Origin of the sequence: Janthinobacterium sp. SUN128, from assembly GCF_030587275.1 — a bacterium.
GTDB lineage: Bacteria > Pseudomonadota > Gammaproteobacteria > Burkholderiales > Burkholderiaceae_D > Janthinobacterium > Janthinobacterium lividum.
This window is the reverse complement of record NZ_JAPWHY010000001.1, coordinates 2,347,407-2,363,164: the sequence shown is the minus strand read 5'-3', so window position 1 is coordinate 2,363,164 and position 15,758 is coordinate 2,347,407. Positions and strand designations below refer to the sequence as shown.

Below are 15,758 nucleotides of genomic sequence, written 5' to 3'. Positions count from 1 at the left end.
ATCCAAGGAGCTTCGCATGCATCATCCGCCGCCAGTGCGTTCCTGTCGTCCAGTTTCTCTCTTGCTTTTCCCTTTCATCTGCGCCCATCCGGGCCGCGGTAACCCAGGAAATGGAGCGTAAATGGCTACTCCCCGTCTGAAATCCATCCACCGCAGCATGCCGGGCGCCACGCCTGCCGTGCCATCGCCCGTCGATGAAATCCTGCCAGCCGGCAAGCTGTTCACCCTGGGTTTGCAGCATGTGCTCGTCATGTATGCGGGCGCCATCGCCGTGCCGCTGATCGTCGGCCGCGCCCTCAAGCTGCCGCCCGAGCAGGTGGCGGCGCTGATCAGTGCCGATCTTTTCTGCTGCGGCCTCGTGACCCTGATCCAGTCCCTGGGGATAGGCAAGTACTTCGGCATCCGCCTGCCCGTGATGATGGGCGTGACCTTTGCCGCCGTCAGTCCCATGCTGGCCATGGCGAACAATCCGGCCTTGGGCATCACCGGCATCTTTGGCGCCGTGATCGGCGCCAGCGTCGTGTCCATGCTGATCGCTCCCTTCATCATCAGCCGCCTGCTGGCCCTGTTTCCGCCCGTGGTCACGGGCAGCATCATTGCCGTGATCGGCGTGTCGCTGATGCGCGTGGGCGTCAACTGGGCCATGGGCGGGCCGCCGGCCATGGCCCAGATTGCCGATCCTGCCTTCGTCAAGATGGCCGCTGCCGCCACGGCGGCCGGCTTGCCCGCGCCAGCCGGTCCCGTGCCCATGATTGCCAACCCCGGTTATGGCGCGCTCGATAACATGGGCATCGCCTTCTTCGTGCTGGCTGTCATCTTGTTGGTGGCCAAGTATGGCCGCGGTTTCCTGTCGAATATTGCGGTATTGATCGGCATCATCGCCGGTACGGCCCTGTCGTTTGCCCTGGGCAAGGCCGATTTCGCCAAGGTGGCCAGCGCCAAGGCCTTTGCCATCGTCACGCCATTCCAGTTCGGCATGCCGACCTTCGACGTGGTTGCCATCGTCACGATGAGCCTGGTGATGATCGTCGTCATGATCGAGTCGCTGGGCATGTTTCTGGCGCTGGGAGAAATGACGGACAAGCGCATCACGCAGGCCGATATCAGCCGCGGCTTGCGCGTCGATGGCCTGGGCACCTTGATCGGAGGCATCTTCAATACCTTCCCGTACACCTCGTTCTCGCAAAACGTGGGCTTGGTGGGCGTAACGGGCGTGCGCAGCCGCTGGGTCTGCGTCGCGGCCGGCATCATCCTGCTCGTCATGGGCGTGATTCCAAAGATCGCGCAGACGGCCGAAGCCGTGCCGGCGTTCGTGCTGGGCGGGGCAGGGCTGGTGATGTTCGGCATGGTCGCCGCCACCGGCATCCGCATCCTGGCTGGCGTCGACTACAAGAGCAACCGCAACAACCTGTTCATCGTGGCCCTGTCGATCGGTTTCGGCATGCTGCCGCTGGTGGCCGAGCAATACGCGCAGCACATGCCCAAGGCCCTGTCGCCGTTGCTGCACAGCGGTATCTTGCTCGCTGCCATCGTCGCCGTTCTGCTCAATCTGTTCTTTAATGGAGTGGCGTCGCAGGAAAAGGCGCAGGAGCAGGCGCGCGCGAACAGTCATGGCAGCGATTGAGGAGCCACCCCGTACCGCGAATGCCGGTCAGCCAGGCGGCAGAATCCGCTGCACCACGCAATTGCGTCCCGCATCCTTGGCCTGGTACAGCGCGGCATCGGCCAGGCGCAGCAGGGCGTCCGGATCGGCGGCGCCCGGCGCCAGCTGGATCGCGATGCCGACGCTGATCGTCACCTGTTGCGTCTGCGTACTCGCGTGGACGATGCCCAGATCTTCGATGGCGCGCCGCAGCGCTTCGCCGATCTGCTGCGCTTCGTCCGTACCGGTATTTGGCAGCACGATAGAAAACTCTTCGCCGCCGTAGCGCGCCGTCAGGTCACCCGCGCGCCGCATGCTGGCCGCCAGCGCCTGCGCGACTTGGACCAGGCAGGTATCGCCAGCCTGGTGGCCGTGACGATCGTTGAATAGCTTGAAGTAGTCGACATCGAGCATCATGACGGCGAGGGGCTGGCCGACGCGCGTGGCACGCGCACATTCGGTGCGCAGCACGTCGTCGAAATGGCGCCGGTTCGACAGGCCCGTCAGGCCATCGGTGATGGACAGGGTCGCCAGTTTGCGGTTGGCGTCTTCCAGCTGTTCCGTGCGTTCGGCAACGCGCCGCTCCAGGCTGTCATGCAGCCTGGCGCTGGAGATCGAGATCATCGCCTGTGCGCCGAGCATGCGCAGGAATGCGACGCGTTCTTCCGTAAACGAGGCGTCGGCCAGCCGGTTCTCGAAGTACAGGATGCCGTCGATCTGGCCGCCATGCCGTATCGGCAGGCACATGACGGCGCGCGGCCGCTGCAACTGCACGTACGGGTCGGCGGCAAAGCGCGAGGCATCGGTGATGCAATCCTCGATCACCTCGGCGCCAGTGCGGCTGACGTAGCGCAGCAGCGACAGCGGAAATTGCGGATCGCTGGCGGCGTTCAGGTCGATCAGCCGGGATTGCAGGACGGTGGTGACGTCGTCATCGATATTGGCCTCCAGCCGGTAGCTGCCTTCGGATAGCAGCAGCAGGCGCGCTACCTGGCCGCCTGCGTTCTCGCACACGATGGAGATCAGGCGTGTCAGCACGTTGCGCAGGCCGACTTCGTTCGACAGGATTTGTGCCGCCTTCAGCAGCGATACCAGGTCGAGCGCTGAACTGCCGTGCGTGTGGGAGATGGAATGTCGCTGCGTGCTGCGGCCGTCCATCCTTGACAGCAGCGCGGCGTGGCGCCGCTGCAGCTGCGCCACCTTGCCCTCCGCGCCCCACTGGCCGTAATGCGCGATGGCGTCGCGGATGAATACGGCGGCCACGCGCGCCTGTCCCTGGTCGTGCCAGCATTCGCCGCATAGTTCGTTGCCCAGCGCTTGCATGTTGACGTAGCCTGCCAGGCTGGCGGCGTCGATCGCCTGCTGATAAAGGCGCGTGGCCAGCGGCAGATCTTCGCGGTAGCGTGCCATCTCGGCCATCACCAGCAGATGTTTGGCGTCGCTATTGTCCGAGCCTTGCCTGGTCCACTCGGTGAGACTCGCCTGCAGCGTGCCGATCACTGTCAGCATATCGCGCGTGTCGGCGCGCGCAGGAGCGCGCCGACACGCGCGGATCAGGATCAGCGCGGCGTAGAAGCTGCATTCGGCAACCTTGGCCTGGCCGCGCATGATCTGCGTGACGATGCCGAGCTGGCCGGCCAGCAGTTCGGCGTCGGCGCCGTCGAACAGGTAGGCGTTGCGGATCTTCCCTTGCAGGAAGTAGGCGCGGTACAGGTGCGACTCGCCATATTGTGCGAGGAAGCGCGCCTCGCTGAAGGCCGCATCGTCGTAACTGTCATGGCGGGGCAGGAGGCCCATCAGGCACTTGATCGGCTGGACCGCGGCGGCGACGCAGCAATCGGCCATCGCCTGCTGGCCATTGGCGCGCATCAGCGCCAGGTCGTGCTCGATGTCGTGCATCAGGTGCGGCAGGTAGTCGCCGAGGATGATCCGGTCGGTGGCGCGCACGGCCGCCACCACGCCGACCTGCACGAAATCGGCGATTTCCAGCGCCCAGCCAAACGCTTCCTCGTACAGGGCGTCCGAGCCGCGCAGCGGCTGCGTCCAGTGGTTGCTGAGCGCGCCGAACATCAGGCCCGTGAGGGTGCGCGTCTGCAGGTTGGCGCGGCGTCTGGCCAGCGCCATCGCCATCGCGCCGAAGTCGTAGCCGCGCGCGACGTCGCCGCTGTACAGCGCCAGCATCATCGCGTAACCGACATAGGCGACAGCGCTGAAATCGCTGTTCCCCCGCTGCATGGACAGGCGCGTCATCGACACCACCATCAGCGCGCTGAGATCCTGCTGGCCGGCGTAGTAGCTGGCCATCCACAGGCCCTGCATCATCTGCATCGCGGCCACCGCGTCCGGCTCGCACATGTCGCCGGCCTCCAGCAAGGTCGCGGGCGCATGCGCGCCTGGCTGCCGCCCGATATCGGCGAGAATGTCGGTGAAGCGCGCCTTCATGTGCGCCACATCGTGCGGAATGTCGATGTGCAGCAGCGCCAGGCCGTCGCGCTGCACGGCGATGGCGTCGAGCAGGCGGCCCTGCAATTGATACTGGTGCGCCTGGATGGCAATGCAGCGTACCTGCAGCAAGGAGTCCAAGACACGGGAGCGTACCAGTGGATAGATCGCCTCGGCGACATCGAACTGGCCACACAGGTAGGCCGCTTCGGCCGCGCCCAGCTGCAGTTCGAGCCAGAGGCCGGCGTGGACGTTCCATGCGTCCGCCGGCAGAAGGTCGAGACCGATGCGCATGTGCTCCAGGGTGGACTGGAACGCGGCAGAACGCCGTGCCTTGACGCCGGCCTGGAGATTGAGCGTCGCCAGCTGCGCGCGCTCGCCCGCATCGCCGATCAGCGCACGACCCGCGTTGAGCTGCTCGACGATGTCAAACAGTGTCTCGTCCTGGCGCTCGGGTACCGTATGCCGCAGGAGCAGGCGACCGATGAGAAGATGGTTGGCCACGCGCGTAGCGGCATCGGCGACCAGGTAGGCTGCTTGCTGCACCCGGTCATGCAGGAAGCGGTAACTGACGCCGCTGTTGCCCGCAGCGGTGTCGCCATTGACGTATTTATAGCGCTCGTCGAGCGGCTGGATCAATCCCGCCCTGAGTGCCGGCCACAAGTCTTGCTGTGTTTGCCGGGGAGCGCGCTCCACTGCCAGCGCAAGCGTGTCGAGCGTGAAGCGGTTGCCGCTGGAGGCGGCCAGTTGCAGCAGGTGCTGCGTTACGCTGGGCAGGCGGCGGATTTTTTCCAGCAGCACCTCGACCACGTTATCTGTGTATTTGGCCTGTTCAATCGCGGCCAAGTCCCAGTCCCAGCAATCGTCGGCGGCCCGGTAGCGCAGATGCCCTGTCTCATTGAGCGCAGCGAGGAACTGGTTGAGGAAAAAGGGATTGCCGGCCGTCTTGCGGTAGCAGATGCTGGTCAGTGGTGCGCAATCGGGGGCCGCCACGCGCACGGTGGCCGACACCATTTGCGCCACCTGCGGCTCGGTCAGTGCGCTCAGCAATAGCGTCGACAGGCGTACGTCACGGGCGAGCAGCTTGTCGCGCAGCGCGATGAGCGGGTGCGCGGCGCCTACTTCGTTGTCGCGGTAGGCGCCGATGACCAGCATGCAGCTCCTTTCGCAGGAGACCATGAGCCGTTCGATCATCCGCAGCGTGGCCGCATCGGCCCATTGCAGGTCGTCGAGGAACAGCACCAGAGGATGCCCGGCGCAGGCGAAGACTTCGACGAAGCGGGGGAACAGCCGGTCCAGGCGTAGCTGGGCTTGTGCCGGCGCCGACGCGGGCATCGCGTCGGTGGGACCGACGATCAAGGCCAGTTGGGGAATCAGCTCGACGATCACGCCCACGCCGCTGCCCAGGGCCTGGTGCAGTTTTGCGGACCACTGCCGCAGCGTTTCCTCGGGCTGGCCGAGCAACTGGCGCACCAGCCCCTGGAAGGCCTGGATCAGCGAGGCATACGGTACGTCGCGTTGGAGCTGGTCAAATTTGCCGGACAGAAAGCGGCCGCGCCGGGCGATGATGGGTTTTTGCACTTCGTTGACGACCGCCGACTTGCCGATACCCGAATGGCCGGCCACCAGCAGCATCTCGCACGTGCCTGCGGCACTGCGCTCAAACGCCGCCAGCAGCACGGCGATGGCATCCTCGCGCCCGTGCAGCGTTTGCGGAACGAGAAAGCGGCCGTTGTGGTCGGACAGCTTGAGCGCTTGCGCCGGCTTGTTCGCGCGGCAGGCTGCAAGGTCGCTGCGCAAGCCTTGCAAGCTCTGGTAGCGCTGATCGGCATTTTTTTCCAGCAGCCGCTGGATGATCGGCAGCAGCTGGCCAGGCAAGTCTGCGAACGCCGGGTGCGACCAGTCAGGACTGCGCGCAATGTGGCAATGCACGAGTTCCATCTCGTCGCCTGCCTCGAACGGCGCCTGGCCGGCCAGCAGTTCGTAGAAGGTGGCGCCGAGCGCATAGAAATCGGCGCGCCAATCGACCCGCCGGTTCATGCGCCCCGTCTGCTCCGGCGCCATGTAACGCAGCGTGCCTTCCAGTGTCTGGAGATTGACGATGCCATGGCTTTCAGAGGGCAGTTCACAGGCGATGCCGAAATCGATCAGCTGCAGCAGACGCCGCTCGGCATTCCACACCAGATTGGAGGGATTGATGTCCTTGTGGATCACGCCCTGACGATGGACCTCGTCCAGCACCGCGCACAGTTGCAGCGCGATGTCGAAAAAATCGTCCAGCGCCAATGCGGGCTGCGACGGCGTCCTGCGCGCCGCCACCTGCGCGCGCAACACCTGGTCGAGCGCCAGGCCGCCGGTATCTTCCTGAATCATCGTCCAGCGCCCGCCGTGCAGCTGCAGCGCCAGCGGATGCGCCACGCCAGGATGGCGGCAGCGGCGCGCGATCGCATACTCGCGCTTGAATTGTGCCAGTTGCTGAAATGAGGGGAACTGCTGATTCGGCATCTTGACGATCAGCGTCGTGCCATCGGCGGCCCGGGCGCGGTAAACCCGAGAGCGGGCACCGCTGTGCAGCTGTTTGATGATCTCGTAGTCGAAAAGGGAGCGCATGGGCTGGGCTTGGCGTTACACAGACAGTTGCGGGAGCCCTGAGGCGCACATTTCGGAATATTAGTTGATTGTTAGTATTATATCAGTAGGCAGCCTTGGAGTGAGCGCGGCCACGTGGTGCGATGGGCTGTGTTGTATAAAAGCCGGCAGGGCTGTGACGGCCGCATGCTGGGCTTCACGCAGCAAGCTGACCAGATGTTCGTTGCGCGTTGCGGCGATGGTTACGAATTCCGGCACTTCCATTACGCAGGGTGCCGGCAACCGGCCTGGTCGATGGGTGCGCGTGCGACGCTTGCTTGTTTTACGGGCACGGCCAGGATGATGGCTCGGCCGGACAGGTCGGCGTTCATGCAATGCATGATGCCGACATTCGCGTGCGTACGCACGCGGTGGCGGGGTGCTTTAGCTCTTTATCATCCTTACAAAGCCGATTAGGACAATGAAAAAGGCAATAAGGCTGATCCATTTATAGACGTTATTGGTTTTTGTAACGTTATCTAAAAGTTGATTGGCAGTTTGTGAATTAATGGCCATGGTCTTGTCGATAGAGGCTTGGGTAGCCGCATTCAACTCCTGTTCGTAGAGAGCGGAGAATTTTGATCCATCTTCATGCGGCAGAGTTTTGATGAAGGACTCTATTTCATCGCTTTGGTCAAGGGCTAGTTGATGAGTATTCTTCCCAGCGATGGCGGCTGCCTGTAGCGCCTCAAAGTTTTTAACAGCCAGGTTTCTGACAAATGCTCTATCTACAGTAGGAGCGATGCTGCGATCGGCGGATGATGGCATTTCTTTTTCTAAATTCATACTTTCCTCAGATTGCTATTGTGAAAAATCATTATGTTTGCCGGCGCCTTGTCTTCCGACCATGCTTCGTCACAATGCCGATAGTGACCAGGCGTGTTCATCGTTTCAGAGCGTTGGCTAATCCATATTGAGCGGAATCAATTCAAAAAACGACTTCGCCGGTAGCAACTATGCCACGTTGCCTGTATTTTTTGAAGGTGACTTCCCCCAGGCCCATTTTTTGCGGTCAAATACTCGCCAGTTTGTGGTTGCCATTCGGGGGCGATACAAGGACGCAAAATCATCAGGCAGGAAATGGGCGACTTTGTATCGCTCGAAGGCTTGTTCACTATTGAGGGGGAGGCTGGGGCCTTGTGCATCACCTGGTCACAATCCTTGTCAGGGGAAGTTCAGGGGCAACATGCGAATCCGTCGTTGCGATCCGTTGTTTAAGCCCGAAGTGGCAATACTGAAGGGCAAAGGCCTAAATTTAGTGAGGCCATGAGATCGAATCGGTCGACGAGACGCAAATCCAGTATGTTCAGTTGTGGATTGCCGTCGGCCAGCGCCACGCGCTGGCCGGCCTCCCAGGCGAGAGCGGCCGCCTTCGTTTCAAAGATGCCGGACACCCGAATGCCCTTGACCATGAGGCGATGCCGCCAAATCTTGCCATTCTTGACCGGAGCTGCGATTTTGGTAAATCCATTGGTAGATTTTGGCAAATGGTAGCAGTATTTCGGTGTCCTATGCTGCATTTTGCGTTTCGTTTTCTACAGACGAAAAAAACCCGCTTCCCCCTATGAAAATAGAGAAAAGCGGGTTTTGTACTACTACTATGCGATTTTTGTTCTGAGTGCCCGGAGCCGGAATCGAACCGGCACGCCCTTACAGGCGGGAGATTTTAAGTCTCCAGTGTCTACCAGTTTCACCATCCGGGCAGCGCGGCAAGATTCTAGCACAAGTGATATAGATAACGCCATGCTGCGCCGCATTTGTGTCAGTCCGGTTGATCGAGTTACTTCTCCAGATTGGTGGGGGCTTACTGGGCAACGTTACGCTCGTCGGCATTGATCTCGGCAAATACAGTCTTCATGTCCACGGACAGGAGCGTGGTGGAAAATATTGCCGCGCAAGGGGGGCAGAAGCAAATAACTGATCGAGTTTTTCGCCAAATTCTACCCATACACCATTGTCATGGCGGCTTGTGCGGAAGCGAACTTCATTGATGCCGAAGCCATTTGCGCGGCGGCTAGCCGCCCCGCCATGCGTTTCGTCGCGCCCACAATGGAGGCTCAACAAACACTCCCGGCGCCGCAACGTGCGTGCCATTCTTGTAGCACGCTTATCTGGCGGCACTTTTAAGCGGCGACAGGCGCGACCCTCATCGTAGCGAGAAAAATCATCTCCCGCCAGACGTCGGACAGATTGAAGCGAGCCTACTTGCATCATTCACAATCAGCTTGCAAAGGGAGGGTAACCATAGGATAGATAACCATAGATTTTTATGGCCGCAAGGTCAACGTAAGGAGGGGGCAAAAATCAGCACCTCCATCTCATGCGAGGCTGCGATCATTGCAAGCCCGGCCAAGGTGCGCGAGCAAAGCGGCCATATCCTTGCCATCACTGCCCCCAAGGCTTGAATCACGCGTCCCGCACGCCGGGACGCTTCCTCAATTTCTTGTTTGAAAGTTGTCATGCAAAAAAAAATCGCTAGTACCGAACCGCACACTACTACTGCTTCAGAGGAGGGCCGTGAATTGAATGCGATCCCGCTGAGCCTTGATATCAATGTGCCGAAAGGATTGACATGGCTCGACGATACCCTGAGCGGCATTGATTTGTACGATAAAGGGTTTATTCGCCGGCCTTCCCTGTTTTTCGATCCCAGCGCCACATCCAGCCTTGGACTGGGAACCTTGAAACATCCGTATTTCACGCAGGCCCAGTTAATGCTGGTAATTAATGGAAATATGTCCGGGCAGGTACTGGGCATGAAGCGGGGAACGACCTTGCGCGTGACGGGCCCAATGGGCCTGCAACTGGACGTGTACGGTTCGCCTGGCAAGCCATTCACCATTTGTCCGTATGGCGATGCCGAAGCATTACCCATCATTACGAGTGGCGCGGTCGTCCTGAACTGGACGCTGGTGGACGGCGCAGCGAATATCTGGTCCTATCCCATGGGCGCCATCGAGCATGACTGCTGGCAAAATGAAGTGCGTCTGTGGAAGAAGACATTTTCTGGCAGCGCCGCAGCAAGCCTGATCACGGAAGGCAGCAGTGCGTACGTTAACGGCATCTTGTACGTGCGCCCCTACGGCGGTGAGGATCCACGTCTGGGACAAATGGAGGTTTCGAGTAGCCAGCATGGCATCATGATCAACTACTCGAACGTGCCGCACACCGGGCACATCCATGTCTGCGGCCTTGATGTGCGCAAGGCACGCAATGTCTCCATTTCGGTGACGCCTCCGACGTCTGGAGTGGTCGATGCCATCGTCAGTGTCACCGATATCAGCCTGGTCGGTTGCCGCGCTACCCAGGCTGGCGCCGATGGTCCTGTGCTTGCCTCGGACGGTATCGCTATCATTGGACTGTCAGACGCGATACGCCTGAAAGGGGGCTACGTGGCAGGGAACCGCATCGACGATGTGCTTAACAACGCGATTGAATACAGCTGCACTTCGGGACTTATCGTTGAAAAGAATAACAGCAGCAATTGCGGCGGCAATTCAATCGTGGAGCTCTGGTCATCCAACGATAACAGCATCATCCGCTACAACTATGGCTATTACAGCACGACGCGCGACCGGCGCCATCTTGCTTATGCTTCCGGTGGTATTTGGTTCGCCAACAACTATCACAGTGCCGGCAGCCTGGCCAACAACGATGCCACGAACACCAGGAATTTCGATAACGTTGCGCATCACAATATGATTGTCTTGCCAGGACTTCGCGGAGTGCGCATATCGGGAGGGAAGGGATTGAGTGTCTATCAAAACACGATCTATTACGATGAGGCGCTAACCGATCCCGCAGGCAAGCAACAGTGTACGGCACTTTATGTCGACGGGACTGCAGCCGATGGCTTCGTCAATTTCAGCAACAACCTTGTATATTTCAAGCGCGATCCGCTTGTGGCGCGTTTCCCCCGCATGGTCAATCTGAACCCCGGAGCCGGCCGTCCGACGGGCGACCGGAATATTTATTTCACGGAAGGAAGCGGTATGAGCGGCGACGGTTTTTACACAGGAGCTGATGGCACGACAAACAATATCGTGACCTACAAGGCGCGTATGGCCGGCAGCAGTTTTGATCAAAATAGTATCTTTGGTCCGCATTTCATAGGTAGTAACGCGACCGTGGCCAATATGGGGATGCATGACGAGAGCATGCGCATCGTGTCAGCCGGACATGTCGGGAAGGTGGTGGCGAATATCGGCAGGCGTTACTTTGACGGACAGCCTTACGCGCCCGACAATGCCACAATAGGCGCATTATCGGGACGCTGAAGCGGGGTTGCCAGCGGACGGGCATGAAAAATGCCGTTCAGCTGGCGCCGAGGGCATTCCTGTGCGCGGTGCTTCCGGCGGCGATCAGAACGTCGCCTTGAACTGCACCCCATACGTGCGTGGTTCGTTGATGATGCCCGTCAGGTTGTCGAAATCGATGGCGCCCAGCGACTGGATCTGGTTGGTGATGTTGCGCCCGTACGCGGACAGTTCATAGCGATCCCATTTGTAGCCGACGCGCAAGCCGCCTTCGAGCAGTTCCTTGGCCTTGTATTCCTTCGCTTCATACAGGAAGAAGTTGTAGCTGGTGCGGTAGGCCCAGTCCGTGTAGGCGTAGAACTCGCCATTGGCGAGGGGAATGCTGTATTTCAGGGTGAAGTTGGTTTGCCATTCCGGCGCGCGCGGCAGCGGGTTGCCGTCGATGTAGGCCGTGCCTTTGAACGGGCCCAGCGGATCGGTGACGGTACAGCCGCTGGCCGGGTTGTTTTGCGCGTTGCCGCAGCTTTGCACGAACAGCTTCTTGTCCTGGATTTCCGTGTGGTTATAGCTGCCGCCCAGGGTCATGCTGAGCGAGTCGCTGAGATTGGCCTGGAAATCGAGTTCCACGCCACTGCCCGTGGCCTTGTCGGCGTTGATCAGCTGGTTCATGTTGACGGCGCCGCTGCCGGCCGTCAGTTGCTTGTCTTTTACACGGTACTGGAACACGGCCACGCTCAGGCGCGCGCGCTTGTCGAACAGGTCCTGCTTGATGCCGGCCTCGACGGACAGCGCTTTCTCGGCGCCGGCAAACGAGGGGCGGTCGGCCAGGCCGTTCAGGCGTCCCTGCATCGACGGCGCGCGGTAGCCGGTGGCGATGCGCGCATAGGCATTGGTTTCCGGCGTCAGCACATAGGTACCGCTCACGTCCCAGCTGATGTTGTGCGAGGTGTCGTTCAGGTTGAAGGGGCCAGCCGTGGTCGCTTCCACCCGCTTGGCGGAGAAATCCTTCTTGTCGGTCGTGTAGCGCAGGCCGGCGCGCAGTTTCAGGGCGTCCGAGACCGTGTAGTTGAGCGAGCCGAAGGCCGCGTACGACTTCGAACTCTGGTTTTGCGTGGCGTAGGCGCTGTTTTGAGGATTGCCGGGCGCCAGGCTGTCAAAGCTGATGCTGTCGATCTGGATATCTTCCTTGAAGTAGAACAAGCCGGCTATCCATTGCAGCGGGCCGCGGGCAGACGATTCGGCGCGGAATTCCTGCGAAATCTGCTTGTGGTTGGGAATGACGTCGGCCGTTTCCACGACGAAGGGAATGAAGCCCGGGCCCATCGGCGGGGCATACACGGCGCCATAGCCGCCGTCGACGTCGGCGCGGCTGAAGAAATCGAGTTTTTCGTAGCCGGTGATCGAATGCAGGGTGACGCCGGGCAAGTCCCATTTCAGGCGCATGCTGCCGCCCTTGGTTTTCAGGTGCTGGCGGTTGATGCCGTCGGTCGGGTAGTTATCGTAATCAAAGCCGTCGACCAGGTCGTTGGTGCCTTGCTTGAGGATATTGGCGCGGAACAGCGTGGCCGTGCCGTCGAGGTTGCGCGCGTGCACATTGAACAGGGCGCTGAAGTCGCGCGTGGGCTTGACCAGCACCTGCAGGCGGGCGGCGCTGTCTTCATAGCCTTCGAAGTCGCGCGTGCCGGTCGGGCGCGGGTTGTGCACGCGGTCGTCGCGGCGCTGCGTCTGGCCGGAAAAGCGCAGGGCCACCGTGTCGCTGACCGGCACGTTGAAGGCGCCTTCCAGGTTCTTCATGCCATCCTTGCCGAAGCCGCCGCTCAGGTAGCCCTCCGTCTTGAAGACGGGCTTGGCGGAATCGAACTTGATCACGCCGGCCGGCGAGTTGCGGCCGAACAAGGTGCCTTGCGGGCCGCGCAACACTTCGACCTGATCGACGTCAAACACGGGAAAACCTTTCAGCATGGCATTTTCCTGCACCACGTCATCCATCACCAGGCCCACGGGCTGCGAGGCATTCAGGTCGAAGTCGGTATTACCCAGGCCGCGAATGTAGAAGCGGGGAAAGGTGCGGCCGTAATCCGATTCGACGGACACGCTGGGCGATCGGCTGTTGAGGAAGCGGATGTCGGCGCCGCCGGCCGTCAGGGTGTCGAGCTTGTCGCCTTTCAGGGTGGCGATGGACATGGGCACGTCCTTGATGTTTTCCGCGCGTCGCTGCGCCGTCACGATCACCGTTTCCAGCTGGCCAGGGCCGGCCTGTGCCGCCGGAGCCGCAGGCGCGTCGGCGGCTGGCGCCGGGATGCCGTCCTGTGCCTGCGCCATCGCCTGCAGGGGGAAGGCGGCAGTGATTGCCAGGGCAATCAGGGTGTGGCGTATTGTGCTGGCGCGTGTGCTGGCATGCGGTGTCATCATGAAACGGCTCCTGTCGGTGAAGGTTGTTGGGGCGCTGCAAGCTGGCGCTGGCCAGCTGGACGAAAAATCATGCTAGCACGGAAAGTTTTGGTATTCATGCCATTTTCCAGCGACGGCTATTCATATCCGTTTCGACTGAATACACGAATAAAATCGTATTTGTCGTCAATATCTGGCGGGTGCATAGTGGAGTGCCGCCAGGCTTGCGCGAGCGCAAAAGTGGCCTGGCATGGGGATGGGGTTTCCTGCGGGAGCGCAAAAAGAGGGATGGCTTTTGCCGTGCTGCCCATGTCCGGACAGTGGAAATACAACAGCTGCCGCGGATTTTTTCGGCAAGGGCGTGTTGTTGCTGCGCGACAGGGGACGGTGCCGGTGGCGGCTATCTCCTGCGCGCGTCACGGGGGCATGCGTGGCGGCATGCCCATATCGGTTTAACGCTTAAAACTCTTCCCAATCGCCGGCCGTCACGGTTTCCGCTTGCGCCGCACGGTGTTTTGCCGGCGCTGCCTGGCGCTTGACGGTGCTGCTGGCCGGGGCCGGCACCAGGCGCAGCGGCTTGCGGCTGGCGCGCGCTGATGCTGGCGTGGGCGCCGCCACATGGTCGTCGTGCGTCTTGAAGATGCTCACCGTCTGCACCAGGTGGCTGGCCTGGTCGCGCAGGGATTCGGCCGCCGCCGCCGCTTCTTCCACCAGCGACGCGTTTTGTTGCGTGACGCTATCCATCTGGGCCACCGCCTGATTGATCTGCTCGATGCCGGTGGTCTGTTCCTGGCTGGCCATCGTGATGTCAGCGATGATGTTGCTGACGCGGGCGACACTGGCGACCACCTCGGACATCGTCGTACCCGCTTGCGCCGCCAGCCTGGCGCCCGCATCGACGCGGCTCACGGAATCGTCGATCAGCGTCTTGATTTCCTTGGCCGCGCTGGCGCTGCGCTGGGCCAGGCCGCGCACTTCGGTGGCCACGACGGCGAAGCCGCGGCCCTGTTCACCGGCACGCGCCGCTTCCACGGCGGCATTCAGGGCCAGGATATTGGTCTGGAAGGCGATGCCGTCAATGACGCTGATGATGTCGACAATCTTGCGCGACGATTCGCTGATCAGGTCCATGGTGCCCATCACTTGTCCCACCACGGCGCCGCCCTTGCTGGCGACGTCCGATGCGGTCGTGGCCAGCACATTGGCTTCGCGGGCATTTTCCGCATTCTTGCGTACGGTGCTGGTGAGTTCTTCCATCGAGGAAGCGGTTTCTTCCAGTGAACTGGCTTGCTGTTCCGTGCGTAGCGACAGGTCGCTATTGCCGGTGGAAATTTCCGCAGCGGCAAGGGCTACCGTGTCGGAATCCTGGCGGACGGAGGACACAACCGAAGTCAGCGATATCTGCATGCGCTGCAGCGCGGACAGCACGCTGACACTATCGTTCGGAGCGACGCTGAGTTTTCCTGTCAGGTCGCCGGCGGCAAGCAGGCTGACGGCGTCGCACAGCTGTTTCGGTTCGGCGCCCAGCGCCTTGAGCAGGTGACGCGTGATGAGCCAACCCGCCAGGGCCGCCAGCACGATGGACAGCAAGCTGGCGCCGATCAGGATATTCCTGTTGAGAATGTAGCGTTCGTTGTCTTCCTGCAGGATGAGAGCGGAGCGCTGGTCCGTCAGGGCGAAATATTCATTGCTGGCGGCGACGAGGGCGGCCAGCAGCGGGCGGCATTCCTCGTTCATCTTGACGATGGCTTGTTCGGTTTTCTTTTGCAGCGCCAGGTCCACGATGCCTAGCGCCACGGGAGCATAGCGTTTTTCGATACTGTCGATCTTGTTGATGATGGCGCGCACCTCGTCCGATACCTCCGGCTGCTGTGCCAGCTGCAGCAGCTGCTGCATGTTCTTGACGACATCGGCGTGCGCCTGCAAGACCTGCCTGCGTTCGATTTCCAGGTCTTCCGGCTTGGTGACGAGTACCAGGTTCCTGGCCGCCACGGCACGCATGTCGATCGCGTCACGCACGCGGTGCGCCGTATTGGCGCGGGCCGTGATGCCGTTGACATACTGGTCAAAGCCGGTGTTGAAGGTGGAAAAACTGCGCACGGACAAGATCGAGATGCCGATGAGGAAAAAGACCAGCAGGCCGAAAGCCAGAGTGAGCTGGGTGCGTACGGTGAATTTATCCATGATGTCTCTCCCAAAAATACGTGGTGACGATTAGAAAGGGGGCTTGCGCGGGACGAGGGCAGGCGATTGCCTGGCAACGAATCGTGGCCTGCGCAGTGCTTCTCTATCCAGAACACGGATTCGTGGTGTGAGGATCGCGTTACTTGAAAACTGATTTAAATAATTAATTTGTTTTATTTATTAAAATCATTTTTAAATAAAAAATTCAGTAAATC

Annotated in this window: 7 protein-coding genes, 1 tRNA gene and 1 pseudogene; 3 read left to right on the top strand and 6 right to left on the bottom strand. The window is 60.8% G+C overall.

Annotation, left to right across the window (positions count from 1 at the left end; genetic code table 11):
• Positions 1-157: 157 nt before the first annotated feature.
• Positions 158-1,624, top strand: a complete 1,467-nt coding sequence (locus O3297_RS10675; protein ID WP_305049645.1) for a nucleobase:cation symporter-2 family protein — start codon at positions 158-160, stop codon at positions 1,622-1,624.
• Positions 1,625-1,651: 27 nt separating this feature from the next.
• Here the strand turns inward: O3297_RS10675 and O3297_RS10670 are convergent, their stop codons facing one another.
• From O3297_RS10670 to O3297_RS10655, 4 genes are all read right to left on the bottom strand, one after another.
• Positions 1,652-6,694 carry a diguanylate cyclase domain-containing protein gene (locus O3297_RS10670; protein WP_305048653.1) on the bottom strand — a complete coding sequence of 1,681 codons (5,043 nt, stop codon included), beginning with the start codon at positions 6,692-6,694 and terminating at the stop codon, positions 1,652-1,654.
• 402 nt (positions 6,695-7,096) lie between these two features.
• Positions 7,097-7,498, bottom strand: a complete 402-nt coding sequence (locus tag O3297_RS10665) for a hypothetical protein (protein ID WP_305048652.1) — start codon at positions 7,496-7,498, stop codon at positions 7,097-7,099.
• Positions 7,499-7,926: 428 nt separating this feature from the next.
• The gene (locus O3297_RS10660) at positions 7,927-8,232 is read right to left on the bottom strand and encodes a hypothetical protein (protein ID WP_305048651.1); all 306 of its coding nucleotides are present in this window, start codon (positions 8,230-8,232) and stop codon (positions 7,927-7,929) included.
• Positions 8,233-8,331: 99 nt separating this feature from the next.
• Positions 8,332-8,415 (bottom strand) — tRNA-Leu (locus tag O3297_RS10655).
• 104 nt (positions 8,416-8,519) lie between these two features.
• Here O3297_RS10655 and O3297_RS10650 point away from each other — a divergent pair.
• A pseudogene (locus O3297_RS10650) lies at positions 8,520-8,797 on the top strand (IS110 family transposase); the annotation flags it as partial.
• Positions 8,798-9,171: 374 nt separating this feature from the next.
• Positions 9,172-10,989, top strand: coding sequence for a hypothetical protein (locus O3297_RS10645; RefSeq protein WP_070281942.1), 1,818 nt, complete (start codon positions 9,172-9,174; stop codon positions 10,987-10,989).
• Between the two features lie 84 nt (positions 10,990-11,073).
• Here O3297_RS10645 and O3297_RS10640 read toward each other — a convergent pair whose 3' ends face one another.
• Complete coding sequence (locus tag O3297_RS10640; RefSeq protein WP_305049643.1) at positions 11,074-13,377, bottom strand: TonB-dependent receptor; 2,304 nt, start codon at positions 13,375-13,377, stop codon at positions 11,074-11,076.
• Between the two features lie 441 nt (positions 13,378-13,818).
• Positions 13,819-15,543, bottom strand: coding sequence for a methyl-accepting chemotaxis protein (locus tag O3297_RS10635; protein WP_305048650.1), 1,725 nt, complete (start codon positions 15,541-15,543; stop codon positions 13,819-13,821).
• Between the last annotated feature and the right edge of the window lie 215 nt (positions 15,544-15,758).

What these genes read in the sequence shown, in the direction of transcription:
- O3297_RS10640 (WP_305049643.1), bottom strand. Translation starts at nt 13,377, where the DNA reads ATGACACCGCATGCCAGCACACGCGCCAGCACAATACGCCACACCCTG.
- O3297_RS10665 (WP_305048652.1), bottom strand. Translation starts at nt 7,498, where the DNA reads ATGAATTTAGAAAAAGAAATGCCATCATCCGCCGATCGCAGCATCGCT.
- O3297_RS10660 (WP_305048651.1), bottom strand. Translation starts at nt 8,232, where the DNA reads ATGCAGCATAGGACACCGAAATACTGCTACCATTTGCCAAAATCTACC.
- O3297_RS10675 (WP_305049645.1), top strand. Translation starts at nt 158, where the DNA reads ATGCCGGGCGCCACGCCTGCCGTGCCATCGCCCGTCGATGAAATCCTG.
- O3297_RS10670 (WP_305048653.1), bottom strand. Translation starts at nt 6,694, where the DNA reads ATGCGCTCCCTTTTCGACTACGAGATCATCAAACAGCTGCACAGCGGT.
- O3297_RS10645 (WP_070281942.1), top strand. Translation starts at nt 9,172, where the DNA reads ATGCAAAAAAAAATCGCTAGTACCGAACCGCACACTACTACTGCTTCA.
- O3297_RS10635 (WP_305048650.1), bottom strand. Translation starts at nt 15,543, where the DNA reads ATGGATAAATTCACCGTACGCACCCAGCTCACTCTGGCTTTCGGCCTG.